This is a genomic window from Desulfotignum balticum DSM 7044, from assembly GCF_000421285.1.
Lineage (GTDB): Bacteria > Desulfobacterota > Desulfobacteria > Desulfobacterales > Desulfobacteraceae > Desulfotignum > Desulfotignum balticum.
In genome coordinates, this window is record NZ_ATWO01000001.1 from 896,220 (window position 1) to 913,487 (window position 17,268).

At 50.8% G+C, this 17,268-nt stretch carries 23 protein-coding genes; 14 read left to right on the top strand and 9 right to left on the bottom strand.

Going from position 1 to position 17,268, the window contains the following annotated elements; genetic code table 11:
- The first annotated feature begins 23 nt into the window (after window positions 1–23).
- Genes rpsE through rplQ form a run of 11 tightly spaced genes read left to right on the top strand, consistent with a single transcriptional unit; the run spans window position 24 to window position 5,791 of the window.
- Window positions 24–503, top strand: coding sequence for a 30S ribosomal protein S5 (gene rpsE, locus K365_RS0104725; protein WP_034624782.1), 480 nt, complete (start codon window positions 24–26; stop codon window positions 501–503).
- 27 nt (window positions 504–530) lie between these two features.
- Window positions 531–713: a 50S ribosomal protein L30 gene (gene rpmD / locus K365_RS0104730; protein WP_024333711.1), complete on the top strand. Its 183-nt coding sequence runs from the start codon at window positions 531–533 to the stop codon at window positions 711–713.
- Between the two features lies 1 nt (window position 714).
- A complete protein-coding gene (gene rplO, locus K365_RS0104735; protein ID WP_024333712.1) occupies window positions 715–1,149 on the top strand; it encodes a 50S ribosomal protein L15 in 435 nt (144 codons plus the stop codon).
- A gap of 27 nt (window positions 1,150–1,176) precedes the next feature.
- A complete protein-coding gene (secY, locus tag K365_RS0104740; RefSeq protein ID WP_006963725.1) occupies window positions 1,177–2,496 on the top strand; it encodes a preprotein translocase subunit SecY in 1,320 nt (439 codons plus the stop codon).
- Between the two features lie 33 nt (window positions 2,497–2,529).
- Window positions 2,530–2,748, top strand: a complete 219-nt coding sequence (infA, locus tag K365_RS0104745) for a translation initiation factor IF-1 (RefSeq protein WP_006963723.1) — start codon at window positions 2,530–2,532, stop codon at window positions 2,746–2,748.
- Between the two features lie 28 nt (window positions 2,749–2,776).
- A complete protein-coding gene (gene rpmJ, locus K365_RS27145) occupies window positions 2,777–2,890 on the top strand; it encodes a 50S ribosomal protein L36 (RefSeq protein WP_084489737.1) in 114 nt (37 codons plus the stop codon).
- 12 nt (window positions 2,891–2,902) lie between these two features.
- Window positions 2,903–3,271 (top strand): 30S ribosomal protein S13, encoded by a 369-nt coding sequence (gene rpsM / locus K365_RS0104750; RefSeq protein ID WP_006963719.1) that lies wholly within the window; start codon window positions 2,903–2,905, stop codon window positions 3,269–3,271.
- Window positions 3,272–3,303: 32 nt separating this feature from the next.
- Window positions 3,304–3,699, top strand: coding sequence for a 30S ribosomal protein S11 (gene rpsK / locus K365_RS0104755; RefSeq protein WP_006963717.1), 396 nt, complete (start codon window positions 3,304–3,306; stop codon window positions 3,697–3,699).
- 31 nt (window positions 3,700–3,730) lie between these two features.
- Window positions 3,731–4,357: a 30S ribosomal protein S4 gene (gene rpsD / locus K365_RS0104760; RefSeq protein WP_024333713.1), complete on the top strand. Its 627-nt coding sequence runs from the start codon at window positions 3,731–3,733 to the stop codon at window positions 4,355–4,357.
- 49 nt (window positions 4,358–4,406) lie between these two features.
- Window positions 4,407–5,429, top strand: coding sequence for a DNA-directed RNA polymerase subunit alpha (locus K365_RS0104765; RefSeq protein WP_024333714.1), 1,023 nt, complete (start codon window positions 4,407–4,409; stop codon window positions 5,427–5,429).
- A 5-nt stretch (window positions 5,430–5,434) separates the two neighbouring features.
- Window positions 5,435–5,791 carry a 50S ribosomal protein L17 gene (gene rplQ, locus K365_RS0104770; protein WP_006963713.1) on the top strand — a complete coding sequence of 119 codons (357 nt, stop codon included), beginning with the start codon at window positions 5,435–5,437 and terminating at the stop codon, window positions 5,789–5,791.
- A 96-nt stretch (window positions 5,792–5,887) separates the two neighbouring features.
- On the opposite strand, the gene moaA is transcribed toward rplQ, so the two are convergent.
- The 9 genes from moaA to ilvN all read right to left on the bottom strand — a co-directional run bounded on the left by moaA (window position 5,888) and on the right by ilvN (window position 14,442).
- Window positions 5,888–6,871, bottom strand: coding sequence for a GTP 3',8-cyclase MoaA (moaA, locus tag K365_RS0104775; RefSeq protein WP_024333715.1), 984 nt, complete (start codon window positions 6,869–6,871; stop codon window positions 5,888–5,890).
- Window positions 6,868–8,406 (bottom strand): uroporphyrinogen-III C-methyltransferase, encoded by a 1,539-nt coding sequence (gene cobA, locus K365_RS0104780; protein WP_024333716.1) that lies wholly within the window; start codon window positions 8,404–8,406, stop codon window positions 6,868–6,870. The genes moaA and cobA overlap by 4 nt, the downstream gene beginning before the upstream one ends.
- Window positions 8,396–9,328 (bottom strand): hydroxymethylbilane synthase, encoded by a 933-nt coding sequence (hemC, locus tag K365_RS0104785; protein WP_024333717.1) that lies wholly within the window; start codon window positions 9,326–9,328, stop codon window positions 8,396–8,398. The genes cobA and hemC overlap by 11 nt, the downstream gene beginning before the upstream one ends.
- Before the next feature lie 3 nt (window positions 9,329–9,331).
- Window positions 9,332–9,574, bottom strand: coding sequence for an FmdB family zinc ribbon protein (locus K365_RS27150; RefSeq protein ID WP_084489741.1), 243 nt, complete (start codon window positions 9,572–9,574; stop codon window positions 9,332–9,334).
- A 92-nt stretch (window positions 9,575–9,666) separates the two neighbouring features.
- A complete protein-coding gene (locus K365_RS0104795; RefSeq protein WP_024333719.1) occupies window positions 9,667–10,611 on the bottom strand; it encodes a GSU2086 family protein in 945 nt (314 codons plus the stop codon).
- Window positions 10,608–11,189 (bottom strand): D-sedoheptulose-7-phosphate isomerase, encoded by a 582-nt coding sequence (locus K365_RS0104800; RefSeq protein WP_024333720.1) that lies wholly within the window; start codon window positions 11,187–11,189, stop codon window positions 10,608–10,610. The genes K365_RS0104795 and K365_RS0104800 overlap by 4 nt, the downstream gene beginning before the upstream one ends.
- A 15-nt stretch (window positions 11,190–11,204) precedes the next feature.
- Complete coding sequence (locus tag K365_RS0104805) at window positions 11,205–12,440, bottom strand: tetratricopeptide repeat protein (protein WP_024333721.1); 1,236 nt, start codon at window positions 12,438–12,440, stop codon at window positions 11,205–11,207.
- Window positions 12,437–13,843 carry an L-seryl-tRNA(Sec) selenium transferase gene (gene selA, locus K365_RS0104810; RefSeq protein WP_024333722.1) on the bottom strand — a complete coding sequence of 469 codons (1,407 nt, stop codon included), beginning with the start codon at window positions 13,841–13,843 and terminating at the stop codon, window positions 12,437–12,439. Before selA ends, K365_RS0104805 begins: the two co-directional genes overlap by 4 nt.
- 113 nt (window positions 13,844–13,956) lie before the next feature.
- On the bottom strand, window positions 13,957–14,442 hold the full coding sequence (gene ilvN / locus K365_RS0104815) for an acetolactate synthase small subunit (RefSeq protein ID WP_024333723.1): 486 nt from the start codon (window positions 14,440–14,442) through the stop codon (window positions 13,957–13,959).
- 331 nt (window positions 14,443–14,773) lie between these two features.
- Here ilvN and istA point away from each other — a divergent pair, with 331 nt between their 5' ends.
- From istA to K365_RS0104830, 3 genes are all read left to right on the top strand, one after another.
- Window positions 14,774–16,030, top strand: coding sequence for an IS21 family transposase (gene istA / locus K365_RS0104820; protein WP_024333570.1), 1,257 nt, complete (start codon window positions 14,774–14,776; stop codon window positions 16,028–16,030).
- Window positions 16,027–16,770 carry an IS21-like element helper ATPase IstB gene (gene istB, locus K365_RS0104825; protein WP_029724919.1) on the top strand — a complete coding sequence of 248 codons (744 nt, stop codon included), beginning with the start codon at window positions 16,027–16,029 and terminating at the stop codon, window positions 16,768–16,770. The genes istA and istB overlap by 4 nt, the downstream gene beginning before the upstream one ends.
- Before the next feature lie 133 nt (window positions 16,771–16,903).
- On the top strand, window positions 16,904–17,116 hold the full coding sequence (locus tag K365_RS0104830; protein ID WP_024333569.1) for a hypothetical protein: 213 nt from the start codon (window positions 16,904–16,906) through the stop codon (window positions 17,114–17,116).
- Window positions 17,117–17,268 lie beyond the last annotated feature (152 nt).

The following is a 17,268-nucleotide window of genomic DNA, read 5'->3' on the forward strand; positions in this document are numbered from 1 at the left end:
GGAAACCCTTGGCTAGACAGCAAATGGAAGACAATGGATTAATCGATAAAGTCGTCAGAATCAACCGGGTGGCCAAAGTGGTCAAAGGCGGCCGGAATTTCAGCTTCAGTGCTCTGGTTGTGGTCGGCGATGGTGAAGGCAGTGTGGGGTACGGTTTAGGTAAAGCCACTGAAGTCCCTGAAGCCATTCGTAAAGGCATGGAAAAGGCCAAACGGAATATGGTTAAAATTGCTCTGTTAGACGGCACAGTGCCTTTTGAGGTGGTGGGCAAAGCCGGGGCCGGGCGCGTGTTGCTGAAACCCGCATCACCGGGTACGGGATTGATTGCCGGCGGCGGTATTCGTGCGGTACTGGAAGTGGCGGGTGTGACCGATATTTTGACCAAATGCATTGGGACCCACAACACGCAAAACATTGTCAGGGCAACCATGGCCGGTTTGCAGTCTCTTTGTCTGAAAGAGGATGTGGCCAGAAGGCGGGGCCTGAAACCGGAAGAAATTTGATTTGACGCACCATCAAAGGGGGTTGCTATGGCTGATAAGTTAAGAATTACACAGATTCGGAGCACGATAGGACGTCCGGCGAAACACGCCCGGATTGTTCGATCTCTGGGCATCAAAAAGATGCACCAGACCGTGGAACACAAAAATGATCCTGTCATTCTGGGACAAGTTAAAAAAGTGTCTCACCTGTTGAAAGTAGAGGAGGTATAACATGCAGCTTCATGATCTGGCCCCGGCGCCGGGAAGCAGAAAAAATAGAAAACGCGTGGGCAGAGGCCCGGGGTCGGGTATGGGAAAAACCTCTACCCGGGGTCATAAAGGCTTGAAAGCCCGTTCCGGGGGCAGTGTCAGACCCGGATTCGAAGGCGGACAGATGCCGATCTACCGGCGGTTGCCCAAACGCGGGTTTACAAACATATTTAAAACAAACAATGCGGTGTTGAATATAAAGGATCTGGAGCGGTTTGAAGAAGGCGTCACCATTGATCCGCAAATCCTGTATCAAGCCAATCTGGTCAAAGGCCGGGTCGACGGTATCAAGATTTTAGGCACAGGCGATGTAACCAGGAAACTGGTATTGAAAAATCTTCTGGTTTCCAGAACTGCCAGAGAAAAAATTGAAGCTGCCGGTGGCAGTGTTGAATAAGCCCCAATCAAATGAGGACTGTATAGGATGATACAAAACAGCTACCAGAATGTCTTGAAACTGCCTGATCTCAAACGCAAGATTCTGATGACGCTTGCATTGCTGTTTGTCTACCGCATCGGCGTCCATGTGCCGACCCCGGGGATTGACGCCACTGCGCTGGCCTCATTTTTTGCAGCTGCCTCCGGCACCCTGTTTTCCATGTTCAACATGTTTTCAGGTGGTGCACTGGAACGGTTGTCCATTTTTGCTCTGGGTATCATGCCTTACATCAGTGCCTCCATTATTCTGGAGTTGATGACGGTGGTCGTTCCTCACCTGGCCCAGCTTAAAAAGGAAGGGGATGCGGGACGCAAGAAGAAAACCCAGTACACCCGCTATGGCACCGTGGTTTTGAGCATCATTCAGGGCTTTGGTATCAGTGTGGGCCTGGAATCCATGACATCTCCGGCCGGCGTTGCCATTGTGCCGGATCCGGGATGGGGTTTTCGCCTGGTGACGATCATTACATTGACCGCCGGTACCGCATTTATCATGTGGCTGGGGGAACAGATCACGGAAAGAGGGATCGGAAACGGCATCTCCCTGATTATTTTTGCCGGTATTGTGGCCGCCATGCCGTCTGCCATCGGCAATACTGTCCGGCTGATGAGCACGGGTGAAATGGGAATCTTTGCCATCATCATTCTGCTGGTTATCATGGTCAGCGTGGTGGCCTGCATCATTTTTATGGAACAGGCCCAGCGAAGGATACCGGTGCATTATGCCAAACGGGTGGTGGGTCGCAAAATGTACGGCGGTCAAACTTCGCATCTGCCGTTGAAAATCAACACCGCCGGTGTGATTCCACCCATTTTTGCGTCTTCCATCATCATGTTTCCCACCACGATTGCGCAGTTTGCCAACATGCCCATACTGCAGACCGTTGCAGCCATGTTCAGCCCGGGTACCATCTGGTATTATCTGTTGTATGTGGGATTTATCATTTTTTTCTGCTTTTTTTATACGGCCGTACAGTTCAATCCGGATGATGTGGCAGATAACATGAAAAAAAATGGTGGGTATATTCCTGGAATCCGTCCGGGGAAACGGACGTCTGAATATATCGACAAAGTGTTGACGAGGATCACGCTGGCAGGTGCCATCTATGTATCTGCCGTATGTGTGCTTCCCACCATGCTCATGGATAAATTCAACGTGCCTTTTTATTTCGGCGGTACAGCGCTGTTGATCGTGGTCGGGGTTTCCATCGATACCATTTCACAGATCGAATCCCATTTGATTACGGGCAATTATGACGGTTTTCTTGGAAGGTCCGGCGCCAGGCGCATTAAGGGCAGATCTTAACCTTTCATAGCAAAAGGAGATGAATTTAAGATTATGGCAAAAGAAGAGCCCATCAAAGTCGACGGGAAAGTACTTGAAACCCTGCCAAATGCCATGTTCAAAGTAGAACTTGAAAACAAACATGTCCTTTTGGCGCACATTTCGGGAAAAATGCGCATGCATTTCATAAAAATTTTGCCCGGAGACAGGGTAACAGTGGAAATATCCCCCTATGATCTGAGCCGGGGAAGAATCACATACCGCTTTAAATAAATGGAACAATCAGATTAGGAGTAAATAGATGAAAGTAAGAGCATCTGTTAAAAAAATATGCAGAGACTGTAAAATTATTAAGAGACGTGGTGTCATCAGGGTTATTTGTGTTAACAAGCGCCATAAACAGCGGCAGGGATAGGGGGAAAGAAATTTGGCACGTATTGCAGGAGTAGACTTACCAAAGGATAAGCACGCGTGGATTGCACTGACCTATATTTACGGTATCGGTCCCAGCAGATCCAGACAGATTCTTGACAAAACCGGAATCGACCCGACGCTCACGGCTGGCAGCCTGACAGAAGAGCAGGTCAATGATATCCGGAAAACCATTGACGCGGAATACAAGGTCGAAGGCGAGCTCAGGACGGACGTGTCCATGAACATCAAACGATTGATGGACCTGGGATGTTATCGTGGCCTGCGCCACAGAAAAGGCCTTCCCTGTCATGGACAGCGGACGTCCACCAATGCCAGAACCCGGAAAGGCCCGAAAAGAGCCGCAGTTAAAAAGAAGAAATAGTATTAATATACATAATTTAAGGTTTAATAACTATGGCAAAAAAGTCGAAAAAGACCATTAGCAAAAAACGGGTGAAAAAGAATATTTCCACCGGCATTGTGCATATTCAATCCACGTTCAACAATACCATTGTCACCATTGCAGATGAAAACGGGAATACGATTTCATGGGCCAGTGCCGGGATGCAGGGTTTCAAGGGGTCCAGAAAAAGCACCCCGTTTGCTGCAAAACTGGTGGCGGAAGATGCCGGAGCCAAAGCCATGGAACATGGTATGAAAAATGTGGGCGTTTATGTCAAAGGGCCCGGCCCGGGAAGAGAATCCGCGCTGCGGGCTTTGCATGCCCTGGGATTCAATATTTCCATGATCAAGGATGTTACCCCGGTGCCCCACAATGGATGCCGTCCGCCCAAACGTAGAAGAGTATAAGTCCACATTGGATTGATAAAGGAGGAAAACGTTGTCACGTTATACAGGATCAGTCTGTCGTCAGTGCAGACGCGAGAATATCAAGCTTTTTCTGAAAGGCGACCGCTGTTTTTCAGACAAATGTAGTTTTGACCGGCGGGGATACCCCCCGGGAGAACATGGTCAAAAAAGAGTCAAAGTGTCTGATTACGGATTACAGCTGCGGGAAAAGCAAAAAGTCCGCAGAATTTACGGCCTGTCTGAAAAACAGTTCCGTATCACGTTTAAACGGGCGGACAGACAAAAAGGTATCACCGGCACCAACCTGCTGAGCCTGCTGGAAACCCGGTTGGATAATACAGTATTCAGAATGGGGTTTGTCAATTCCAGGAATCAGGGAAGACATCTGGTCCAGCACGGACATTTCACTGTGAACGGCAAAAAAGTGGATATCCCGTCTTTCCATGTCAAAAAAGGGGATATTGTCGCTTTGCGGGAAAAAAGCAAAAAGATCCAGGCCGTATCAGATTCCTTGGATGCCATTGTCAGACGGGGAATTCCTCAATGGCTGGAAATCGATAAGGAAAAATTTCAAGGTGAAGTGGTAAACATTCCAGCCAGAGAAGACATCACATTGCCGATTCAGGAACAGTTGATCGTTGAGCTGTATTCAAAATAGGATACATCCTGATAGCATGATGGATCCAATAAAGATTCAGGAGATTTAAATGTCATCTGAAAAAATTGCATATGTCAACTGGCGAGAGATGATCAAGCCGGAAAAGCTTGACGTCACGACGACTTCAACATATGGAAAATTTGTGTGTGAACCGCTGGAAAGAGGATACGGGATTACCATCGGCAATTCTCTGCGGCGGATAATTTTATCATCCATCTATGGTGCGGCGATCGTATCGGTAAAGTTTGATGATGCCCTGCATGAATTCAGCGTTATTTCCGATATCCGGGAAGATGTGTCTGAAATTATTTTGAACCTCAAAGAACTCAAACTCAAAGCGCATGATGTGGAAGACCGAATACTGACACTCAGTGCCAAAGGTGAAACAACGGTTACAGGTGCTGATATTGTCAGCCCGGACGGTAAGGTGGAGATTTTAAATCCGGAACAGCATATTGCAACACTGTCCAAAAACGGGGTGTTGAACATGACCATGGTGGTCAAAATCGGAAAAGGGTATGCACTGGCTTCTGCCAATAAGGATGAAGATGCGCCTGTCGGCACCATTCCCATTGATGCGGTCTTTTCTCCGATTAAACGCGTGAAATATGTGGTGGGTACGTCCCGGATCGGTCAGAAAACAGACTATGACAAACTGACGCTGGAAGTCTGGACAGACGGCAGTGTCATTCCGGAAAACGCGGTGGCCTATGCCGCTAAAATCCTCAAGGAACAGATGAATCCGTTCATCAATTTTGATGAGGAAAAAGAACCTGATTTTTCCGATGAAAACGGTGAAGAGACCGACAACAAATTCAATGAAAACATTTATCGTTCCGTGGATGAACTGGAATTGTCTGTCAGAAGCTCCAACTGTCTGAAAAATGCCAAAATACATACCATTTATCAACTGGTTCAGAAAACAGATAATGAAATGCTCAAAACCAAGAACTTCGGCCGAAAATCGTTGAATGAAATCAAAGAAGTTCTGGCTTCCATGGATCTTTCTTTGGGTATGGATCTCGAAGGATTCGAACCACCGGAAGAAGAGAATAATCAGCAAGGAGAATAATCGCCATGAAACATAGAAAATCCGTATTAAAACTGAACAGAACCTCAAGTCACCGCAAGGCGATGTTTAGAAACATGGTGACGTCCCTGTTCAAGCACACCAGCATCAAAACCACAGAAGCCAAAGCCAAAGGCTTGCGGGTCATTGCCGACAATATGGTCACACTGGCCAAGCGGGGCGATCTTCATGCCAGACGGCAGGCCCTGGCAGTGATCCAGGAAAAAGATGTGGTGCACAGACTTTTTGATGAAATGTCGGAAAGTTTTGCCTCACGACAGGGCGGTTATACCAGAATAACCAAGCTGGGTCCCCGTAAAGGGGATGTGGCGCCCATGGTGCAAATTGAATTGATCATGGATTAGCACAAAAATATTGCGCCGGAAAATTACGGCGTTCATCAGTACAACACAAAATCCCCTGAAAGATTTTTTCAGGGGATTTCATTTTTTTAAAAATGGTTATCCTCCAATGGAGGTCATATGGCTGATAGGCATATCTTTGGGTCGCTGCTGCCCTAAGGTGTGAAACAACGGCTTGTGTGTGAGAGAGGATCGAATGATTTCTTTTAATTGTTTATCAGTGGCGCCTTCCCGCAACGGCGTTAAAATATCTTTTTCATAGTCATTGAGCAGGCAGGGCCGCAAATATCCCCGGGACGTCAGGCGAAGCCGGTTGCATTCACTGCAGAAATGGGAGGAGATGGGTGTGATGAATCCAACCACGCCTGAAGCACCGGACAGTTGAAAATTTTTGGATGGGCCGTCATTGGCCCGGTGAGGCATTTGCTGCAACGGCCCCAGACGGGTTTCAATGTTCTGCCTGATTTCAGCTGTCAGCACCTGCTGCTGTTTTTCCAAATGCGACTCCCCCATGGGCATGTATTCGATGAACCGGATATGAAAGGGGAAATCACGGGTCAAACCCGCCAGGTCCGCCACTTCATCATCATTGATACCCCGGATGACCACGGTGTTGATTTTAATGGGGGCCATACCCAGTTCAAGGGCGGTCATGATCGACTCCCACACTCGGTCGAACCGGTTTCGCCGGGTGATGGCTTCAAACCGGGCAGGAACCAGGGTATCCAGACTGAAGTTGAGCCGGCGAATCCCCATATCCATAAGTGCCTGGATTTTCTCCCGGGTCAGCAGGGATCCGTTGGTGGTGATGGAGATATCTTTCAAAGTTTTGATGGCACACAGCTGCTGAATAAAAGAAAGAATATTTTTTCTTACAAACGGTTCCCCACCGGTGAGCCGCACTTTGGTGATCCCCATGTCACAGGCCAAACGGGTGATTCTCAGAATTTCTTCATACCGGGCAATCTCATTGTGGGGAATCACGGTAAAAGGCGCAGCCGGTACGCAATAGCGGCACCGGAAGTTGCACCGGTCGGTCACCGATATCCGCAGGTAGTTGATGGAGCGTCCTCCGGCATTCATAATATCCCCCTCTGGGTGTAATGGGTCAACAGTTGGTCCACCAGACCTTCGATGGTGTAAGGATCGGCTTCCATTGTGGGTGCCAGTCCGAATGACCGGACGGTATCTGAAGTAATGGGGCCGATGCTGGCAATGGCGACATGTTTCAGCAGGTCTGCGGCTTTGTCCGAAGGCAGCAGAGACATTAAATTGGTCACTGTGGAAGAACTGGTAAAGGTGACGGCGTCAATCTGCCGGTTTTCCAGCAATTCATTGAGGGTCGGGCCGGCTTCGTGTTCCAGGACTGTCTCATAGGTGGTGACTTCGTCCACCCGGGCTCCCATTTTGGTCAGTTCCTCGGGCAGAATGGTTCTTGCCTTTTTGGCCCGGGGCAACAGCACGGCTTTCCCCTGAATATCCGCTGTTGAGAACGCCTGGATCACGGATTCCGCCCGAAATGTCTCAGGAAGAATGTCACTGACAATGCCGTAATCCGCCAGGCGCTGTTTGGTCACAGGGCCGATGCAGGCGAATTTCAAATGTCCCAGGATCCGGACATCTTTTCCCAGACCGAACAGGGTATCAAAGAAAAATTTAACCCCATTGACGGAAGTGAACACCAGCCAGTCATATTCCCTGATTCGATGGATGGCATCAATGACCGGGGTATTGTCGGCGGGCGGCTCGATCCGGATGGTGGGGATTTCAATGCAGTTTGCTCCCAGTCGCGTTAAATCGGACATCAGACCGGATGCCTGGGCCCTGGCCCGGGTGATGACGATGTTTTTACCAAACAAGGGGGTTCTGTCAAACCAGGCCAGTTCTTTGCGCAGGGATACCACGGATCCGACCACAATCACAGCCGGTGATTTCAGGCGGGCCTGACGGACGTTTTCAACAATGGTTTCCAGAGTACCGGTGACGGTTTGCTGCTGGGGGGTGGTTCCCCACCGCACCAGGGCGACCGGGGTATCTGCCGGTTTGCCGTGCTTCATCAGCTGGGTGACAATGTTTTCCAGATTTTTCACCCCCATGAGAAACACCAGGGTGGCATCGGATCTGGCAAACACATCCCACTGCATGCGGGAATTTTTGCGGGTGGGATCTTCATGGCCGGTGATAAAAGAGACAAACGAGGTATGATCTCTGTGCGTGACCGGAATACCGGCATAGGCCGGTGCGGATATGGCTGAAGTGACGCCGGGGATGACTTCATAGGCAACCCCGGCCGCAAGCAGTTCCTGGGCTTCTTCCGCGCCTCTGCCGAACACAAAAGGGTCTCCGCCTTTAAGCCTTGCCACATGCAGTCCCTGTCCCGCCTTTTCCACCAGCAGCTGGTTGATTTCATGCTGGGACAGGGTGTGATCCCCGCCTTTTTTCCCCACATAGATGCGCTGGGCATCTTTGGATGCGTACGCCAGAAAGGCCGGGGGTGCCAGATAGTCGTAAACCACCACGTCCGCCTGTTCAATGCAGGACTTTGCCTTGAGCGTCAGCAGGCCCGGATCACCGGGGCCGGCACCGATCAGATAGACTTTACCGGATTTATTTGTCATGGGTTGTCAGGGTCTCCAAAATCTGTTTGCCGCCTTTTTCCAGCACAGTCTGTGCCAGGTCCCGCCCCCGGGCGGCAACATCGGTTACAGGGGAAAGGGTCTGTTCTCTGATTCGCCTGCGGCCGTCTTCCGACGAAACCACCGCAGTGAGAAGGACGTTATCTTCAATTATTTTGCCGTAACATGCCACAGGTATATGGCAGGAGCCTTCAATCTGTTTTAAAAATGCCCGTTCTCCCTGAACACACACACGGGTGGGGCCATGGTCCAGTTTTGCCATAATGTGCGCTGTTTTTGCATCGTTTTCCCGGGTTTCAATGCACAACGCCCCCTGGCCGACGGCCGGGACCATGGTGTTCTCATCCAGGTACTGGGTGATCTTGTCTGCCTGGCCCAGGCGCAGCAGACCGGCTGCTGCCAGCACAATGGCATCAAATTCTTTTGACATGAGTTTGCGCATCCGGGTATCTAGGTTTCCCCGGATGGAACGGATGATCAAGTCCGGCCGCAGAAATTTAAGCTGGGAAGCCCGCCGCAGACTGGATGTGCCCACCACGGTCCCCGGGGGATAGTCATCCAGTGCCAGGTTGTGCCTGGAAATCAGCACATCAAAGGGATTTTCCCGGCAGGGCACGGCCCCGATGGTCAAGCCCGGGGGCAGTTCTCCGGGCATATCTTTCATGCTGTGGACTGCTAGATCGATCTCACCATTGAGCAGGGCGGTTTCAATCTCTTTGACAAATAGGCCTTTGCCGCCCACCTGGGCCAGGGGCCGGTCTGTAATCCGATCCCCGGTGGTTTTGATCACAGTGATGGTGACATGGATTTCCGGAAACGCGTGTGTAATCAGTGCTTTGACATGACGGGCCTGCCACAGGGCCAGTTGACTGCCTCGGGTGCCGATTCGTATTTCTTCAGGCATGGGTTATCCCATACCGCAGGTGGCGCAGCTGCCCGAAGAACAGCTGCCGCAGGCAGAAGATGCAGAAGAAGCGGTCACCTGGCTTTCACCGCCCGGACCACTGGATTTGGATACAAACCCGCATTTTGACATGAGCCGGGACAGGTTCGGACTGCTGCAGGAAGGACACACCGGTGCGTTCTTCCCCATCACCAGGGCTTCAAATTCTTTTTGGCATGCATTACATTGATATTCATAAATCGGCATGGATACACCTCGTTGGTAATCGTCATTTAAAAAACACAATATAAGGGGTTTTCACCGGTTTTTCAAGGGAAGGGGCAAAGATTCCCTTGAAATTACAAGGATTCAATGACCCCGGCGGCAATCAGGGGGATCAGCAGTTCATGGTGGCCCACAATGCTGAATCCCCGGCCCTTGCCCCGGGTGGGTCGGTTGACCACATTGGTCATGGGGCGGTAATGACGGATGAAATCCAGGTTCACTGTGGTGAAATCCTCCACATGATGCCCTAAATTCCGTGCCAGAGTCAGGGCCTTGAGAAACACTTCCGGCAGAATGACAGCAGACCCGGCATTGATGAAAACGCCTTGTTCCAGCCGGGAAATCTGTGACGCAAACGTATGAAAATCGTGCAAAGATGCCTGACCGCAGGCGGCTGCATTGAATCGGGGGTGCATATGCAGGATATCGGTTCCTATCGCCACATGCACGGTCACGGGAATCGTCAGCCGGGCCCCGGTGGCCAGCAGGCTTAAATGCGGATACGGCATGTCCTGTTCCAGGATAAATTCTCCCACCGCACGGCCCAATCCCATGTGTTTTTCTTCCGCCCGGGCAATGGCCTGATTGAGGCAGTCCGCAGTTTCCCTGGCCATACCGAAACTGCCGTCACCAAGACTGCCGGCCACATCTTCGGAAGTACGTCCCGCCAGTGCCACCTCCAGATCATGGATGATCCCGGACCCGTTCATGGCCACCAATGTAATGACCTGTTTTTCCATCAGATCGATGATGATCGGCGCCATGCCGGTTTTGATGACATGTCCTCCCATGGCAAAACACACGGGGTGTTGTCCCCGGGCGGCGGCAGCAACGGCCTGAATGACCGACCGGATGTCATTTCCGGCCAGAATGGACGGCAGGGTGTCCAGAAAGGTTTTAAGATCCTTTCCCTTTTGCCAGGGGCGTGCAAAATCTTTTCTGGAAACCAGACTGTTGCGGTCATGAATGGAATAGGTCTTTAATCCGGAAAAGTCCAGGTGTGTGTTGTCCGGTGTCATGCAAACAGGATCCTTTCGGTGAGATCGCATAAAATATGGGCCAGCAGAATATGGGTTTCCTGAATTCGTGCCGTGACCGGAGAGTGAACACAAAAAGGGATATCGCTGAGTTCCTGAAGCCGGCCGGCGGTTCCGGAGAATCCCACCACAAACAGCCCCATTTTTCCGGCTTCCTCAGCCGCCCGGATCACATTGGGGGAGTTGCCTGAGGTGGAAATGGCAATGGCCAGGTCCCCGGGGCGTCCCAGCGCCTGAATCTGTTTTAAAAAAATATCATCAAATGAATAATCATTGCCGATGCTGGTGAGCACAGACGTGTCGCAGGTCAGGGCAATGGCCGGCAGGGGCGGGCGTTCCATGGCAAAACGGTTGATAAATTCCGCGGCAATGTGCTGACAGTCGGCCGCACTGCCGCCGTTGCCGAACAACAGCAGTTTGCCGCCGGCAGTCAGGGTGTCTGCCATTTTCCGGGCACAGGTCTCAACAGCGGCCAGGTGGGTGTCAAAAAAAGACTGTTTCACCTGGATGCTGTCAGCGACAGTGGTTTGAATCAGTGGTGTGAATTTTTGTAACGACATGGCAGCTCCGTTTTTTTAAGCCGATGCAGATTTCCGGGATGGGTCATCCGCTGTGTCATTTTCATCTAACGCTTGCTGAACCCGGGCCAGCCGTTCCTGAAACATCTCATTGCCAGGTGCCAGGGCCACGCTTTTTTCAGCAAATGTCAACGCGATTTTTAAATTGCGGTTTTTCAGTGTCATGACCTGGGCATACCCGGACAGGGCCGCGGGATCCAGGGGATTGAGCTTGACTGCCGTATTGAAAGCCGCCCCTGCCTGATCCGGTTTCTGCTGTTCCAGAAATATTTCTCCCATGATCCGTTGGGCCATGCTGGATTTGGGATTCACCTGGGCCGCGGTTTCCAGATGGGGCAGGGCCGCATCCAGTTTTTTTGCCTGAAACAGCAGATGTCCCAGCAGCAGTTCCACTTCAAAGATGCGGCCGTCAATGCCGTGGGCCTTGCGCAGAAATAATATGGCCTTTTCCGTGTCTTCAATAACCTGGCAGGTCAGGCCCAGGTTGTAGATGACCATGACCTCTTTGGGGTTGATATTCAGGGCCGCTTCAAAATATGTTCTGGCTTTTTCCAGGTTGCCCGTGACCCCGTAGCACACCCCTAAACTGTTCATCAGGTTGATATCTTTGGGAGCCAGGGCCAGGCCTTTTTCATATTCTTTGATGGCGGCATCATAGTGTCCCAGCTGATACAACCGGTCGCCGCTGATGTTCAGGGAAATGCCGTCAAAATGCCGCATGTGGCCGAAACCGAAAAAAGCGGCATGATCAATGGCTTTCAGGGCATTGGCAAACACCTCGGAACGGGAATATTTCTGAAAGGGAAACCGGGCCACCCCCACCAGCAGTTCCGTGTTCAATGCCCGGGTGATCTTGGCTTTAAGGGATTCCAACAGATCCATGGCTTTTTTCTGGTTGTCATAATCCCAGAAAACAAGCACAAACGCCCGGTTATCCAGGGTTTCCCAGATACCTCGCCGGTTGTCGGACATGGAGCGAAGCCAGGATTCAAAAATATCCCGGGCCTTTTCCAGGATGTCTTCCGATGCCGTATCTGCCACCTGGATCACGGCGCAGATAAACTTTTTTTTGGGAATATCCACGGATAACAACCGTTGTTCAAAAGCGGTAAATGCAGCGGATTTCTGATGCACCAGGTCTGAAAAATAGGTGTCAGGGGCCTGAATGGGAGACGATGTGTCGGAATCCGGTTTGAGAAAAGAAAATTCCCTGGATGTGAATCTGGGTGTCATGATGGTCTCAATATGGTTTCAAGGGTTGATGAAATAAGCGTTTCCTGTCCGGGTTGAATGGTCCGGGGGTCCATGATGTACCGGTTGTTTTCAATCCTGGCGATCACCGCCGGAGTGGACAGCCGCATGCGGCGCTCTAAAGTGGCCACAGACATGTTTCCTGGGATCAGGGTGACACACCGGGTGGGCAGTTTCAGATCCGGAAATGAGCCGCCCCCGGGCCGGGATTCCAGGTCCGCACACGCCACAACATCCATGGCACTGCAGGCTTTTTTGACCTGTTCTTCCAGAAGGGCGGCCTGTTGGCAGGTGTGTTCAAAGGACATGGTCAGCATCCGCAGGGTGGGGATATCATTAATGGCGGTTGCCGGGTCCCGATACAGCTGCAAGGTGGCTTCCAGGGCCGCCAGCGTGAGTTTGTCAATGCGAAGGGCCCGGGTTAACGGATTGGCCCGGATTTTTTCAATGGCCTGTTTGGTGCCCACAATGATGCCGGCCTGGGGGCCGCCCAGCAGTTTGTCTCCGCTGAAGGTCACAATGTCCGCCCCCGCTGCCACGGAATGGGATACCAGCGGTTCCATGGGCAGGCCGAACGCGGAAAAATCCACCAGGGTTCCGGAACCTAAGTCTTCCATGACCGTGATGTTGCGGGATTTTCCCAGGGTGACCAGATCCTTGAGTCCGACACTGGCCGTAAATCCCTGAATCCGGTAGTTGGAGGTATGGACTTTAAGCAGCATGCCGGTGTCTTCGGTGATGGCCCCGGCATAGTCTTTCAGATGGGTCCGGTTGGTGGTGCCCACCTCTTTGAGACGGCACCCGCTTTTAGCCATCACGTCCGGGACCCGGAAAGACCCGCCGATTTCCACCAGCTCACCTCGGGAGACCACCACATCCGTGCCTTCAGCCAGCGTGTTCAAGGCCAGGAGCACCGCCCCGGCATTGTTGTTCACTGCCATGGCTGCCTCGGCTCCGGTGAGTTCACAGATCAATGATTCCACGGCCGTGTACCGCAGCCCCCGTTTGCCTGTGGACAGGTTCAATTCCAGATTGGAATAGGATTCTCCAATGGTCTGAATGTTTTTCAGGGCCTGTTGACTCAGCAGTGCCCGTCCCAGATTGGTATGAAGCGCCACGCCGGTGGCATTGATCACGGGCACCAGTTTCGGTGCCAGGGTCTGCCGGCACTGACGATCAATATCCGAGAGAACAGCGGCATCATCAAAATCCGGATTCAGGCCGTCCAGAATCCGGGTGCGCAGATGGTCCAGCACGGTCCGGGTCGCCCGGATGACGACCTGTCTGGGCACGGCTGTAAACCGGTCGTCCTCCCGGGTCTTGTCCAGCAGATGATCCACCCCGGGAAGGCGCCGGAGTAATTGATGCGTATCGGTTCGGGACATGAAATTTCCTGGGTATCAGTTTGTAATATTTAATGATTTTGATTTAAATAACACCGATTCTTCTCATATTTCAACAGTTAAATGGAAAAATTCCGGTACCTGGGGTTGGCTGGTCAAGGTTCCCGGTACAGGGCCAGCACCCCGGACCGGGCCAGTTTTTTGATCCCGAACGGGGCCAGCTGGTCCAGCAGGGCATCCACAGTGAGTTCATCACCGATCACCTCGAAAATGAAATGCTGCTGACCTTTATCCAGGATCCGGCCCTGAAAATCGGAAATAATGGTTTCAATTTTTTTCTGGTCTTTGGGCCGCGTTTTGACGCAGATCAAAGCCATCTCCCGTTTGATGGCTTCTTCACCGGTCATGTCCCGCAATTTGATCACATTGACCAGACGCTGGATCTGTTTCATGCACTGGGCCAGCAACGGGGGGCTGGTCAACGTGGTGATGGTGATCCGGGACATTTTCGGGTTGGCCGTGGGAGCGCCGCAGATGGTTTCAATGTTGTAGCCTCGTCCGGCAAACAGTCCGGTGATCCGGGCGGTCACGCCGGGTTCGTTGTCCACCAGCATGGTTAATGTATATTTTCGGGTTTCCATGGTCCTCCTCGTTTTTAAGACATTCAATGTAGCATATTGCGGCGGGAAAATGAACTGTTTGGCATAAAATTCAGTGGGGCGTTTCCGGCAGAGTGCCGCCCCCGGCGAGGGATCTTGCTGTCGGCCTGGAATCCCCGGGGTGGCTCCGACAGTCCGTGTCGATGGTCATGTTAAATTGAGCCAAAAATGGTCATTTGAAACTGAGCCACTAGGGAATTGAACAAGGGGGATCTTTTTTCAATCCCCCTTGTTCAACTTCCCGAGTAAATGCATATGTTGCTGCATTTACCCGGGACAATCGTGGAGAGTTTATGAAAAAAAGGAGACCATTTTGGACATACTGGATCTGCACAGGTTCGGCTTGACCCAGCGGGCCATAGCCCGGCGCCTGGGCATAAGCCGTAACACCGTCAAAAAATACCTTGAAGCCCCGGAAAGCTGCTTGAAAAATCCAAAGCCATATCATCGCACGAGCATTCTTGATCCTTATCACGGTACCATCACAGCTTGGCTTGATGAAGACGAATATTACACCGCCACCTGGATTTATGACCGCCTTGTCAACCAAGGCTATGCCGGCAGTTATGAAACAGTGAAGCGAAAGGTCGGTAAACTCAAGAAACAAAAACAGAAAATTGCCTACATGCGATTTGAGACAGAACCCGGTCACCAGGCCCAGGTGGATTTCGGAGAATTTCAGGTTGAACTTCCCGATGGCAGTGTCAGAAAGCTGTACCTGTTTTCAATGATTCTGGGATATTCCCGGAGAATCTATACAGAGTTGATCGAACGATGCGACATGCCAAGCTTTCTAGACTGCCATATACACGCCTTTGAGTACTTCGTCGGCGTCCCGGATCAGATACTCTATGATCGCATGAAAAATGTGTATATCGCCAAGCTGGCTGGAAAGGACAAATTTAACTCTACCCTGATAGGATTTGCCGTTCATTACGGATTCGTTCCCAAAGTAGCCCCTGCTTATGCTGCTTGGGTTAAAGGGAAGGTTGAACGTCCTTATACCTTCATCCGGGAAGGGTTCTGGCGAGGATACGGTTTTGTCAACTTAATCAGGGCCAACAAAGACCTCTGGTCTTGGATTTTAAAAAAGGATGAACGGATCCATGGCACCACCCATGAAAAAGTCAGCGCCCGGTTTAAGCGGGAGCAGCCACATTTAAATGCACTGCCTCCGCAGCCGTTTGATACCTCATATCGTATTTACCGGCAGGTGTATAAAGACTGCACTGTCCACTTTCATGGAAACCGCTATGTCGTCCCCCACACCCTGGTAGGAGAACAGGTCATCCTTCGCTCGAAAGATGGACAGCTACGCATTTTTCAAAATAGTTGGCTGGTAGTTACCTATGACATCCCATCAACAAAGGGAAATCTGGTCCAGAAGAAGAGATTCTACGAAGCCTTAAAAAAAGACATGGACATGAATCGGCGCAAATATCACCATGCCCAGAAAAGTAAGGGACGGGCAAAGCAGACGATCAGTCCCCAGAAACCCCAATATGACATGGATGTTGAGGTCCGTTCCATCTCTGCATATGAAGAAATACTGCAGGAGGTGTTTGCATGAGTAATACCCTTGTAATGGATCGCATTGAATCCAACCTCACCCGATTAAAGCTCCCCCGGATTTATGAAGTTTTAGGCGGCCTTGCCAAGACGGCCGAGGAACAGGGAAAAAGCTATCTGTCTTTTCTCGATGAACTGCTCGAAGAGGAAGTGGCGGCAAAAGAGCAGCGCCGCATCGAAACTGCACTAAAAATATCAGGACTACCGTATATCAAAAGCATAGATGAGTTTGACTTCGCCTTCCAACCCGGCCTGGATAAACAGAAAATCATGGGACTTTTTGACTTAAGTTTTATCCGTGAGAAAGGCAATGTAATTTTCCTTGGCCCTCCCGGTGTGGGAAAGACGCATCTTGCGGTATCCCTTGCGCTGAAAGCGTGTCAGTCCGGCATGAGTATCTATTTTACCAACATGGAGGATCTGATTATCAAGCTGCGAAAGGATCACGAAGCTGGAAAGCCGGGTAAGGGCCGTGGGTACTATAAATCCTCCCTGGTCGTTGTGGATGAAGTGGGTTACACACCTATCACACGGGAAGAGTGCAATTTGTTCTTTCGTTTTATTGCTAACCGGTACGAGAAGAGCAGCACCATTATCACGTCAAATAAGGCATTCGGAGACTGGACAGAACTGTTCCATGACCCGATCATCGTGACTGCCATCCTCGATCGACTGCTTCACCACAGCGCCGTCATTAATATTAAGGGTAACAGTTACAGACTGAAAGGCAAAAAAGCATGAATGCGGGCAGTAAGGAAGGGGCTAAAGTCACATCGAATATGGCCCTGTATTTTTGTAAAACGGGGCACAATTATCTAAAATGCCCTAATATCGGTAATCTTCAGCGATCGTCTTACCATTAGGAGGTGTGCATATGGTAGAAAACCGTGGAGGATACAGGGGAAAACCAAAGCCAAAACTACCACCACACTTGAAACGGGTTCATGTCAATGCCCGTATACAAAAGTGGATGCTTGATGAACTCAAAAAGAGAGGTGAAGTCGGAATAATGCTGGAATATATATTGATCGACGCCGGTTTTAAATATCATGATCCCATAACAAAAAAAGGCAAAGGAGATTTATAAAATGAATCGGTGTGGCTCATTTTTGATGACCATAAATGGCTCAATTTCTCGTGACCCTTGACAGTCCGTCAGCAAGACCCCCCACCGGGGGCTCCGCTGTGCAAAGGAGACCCGGCTTGTTGACAATCAAGCATTTTTCCGTCTAATATCTG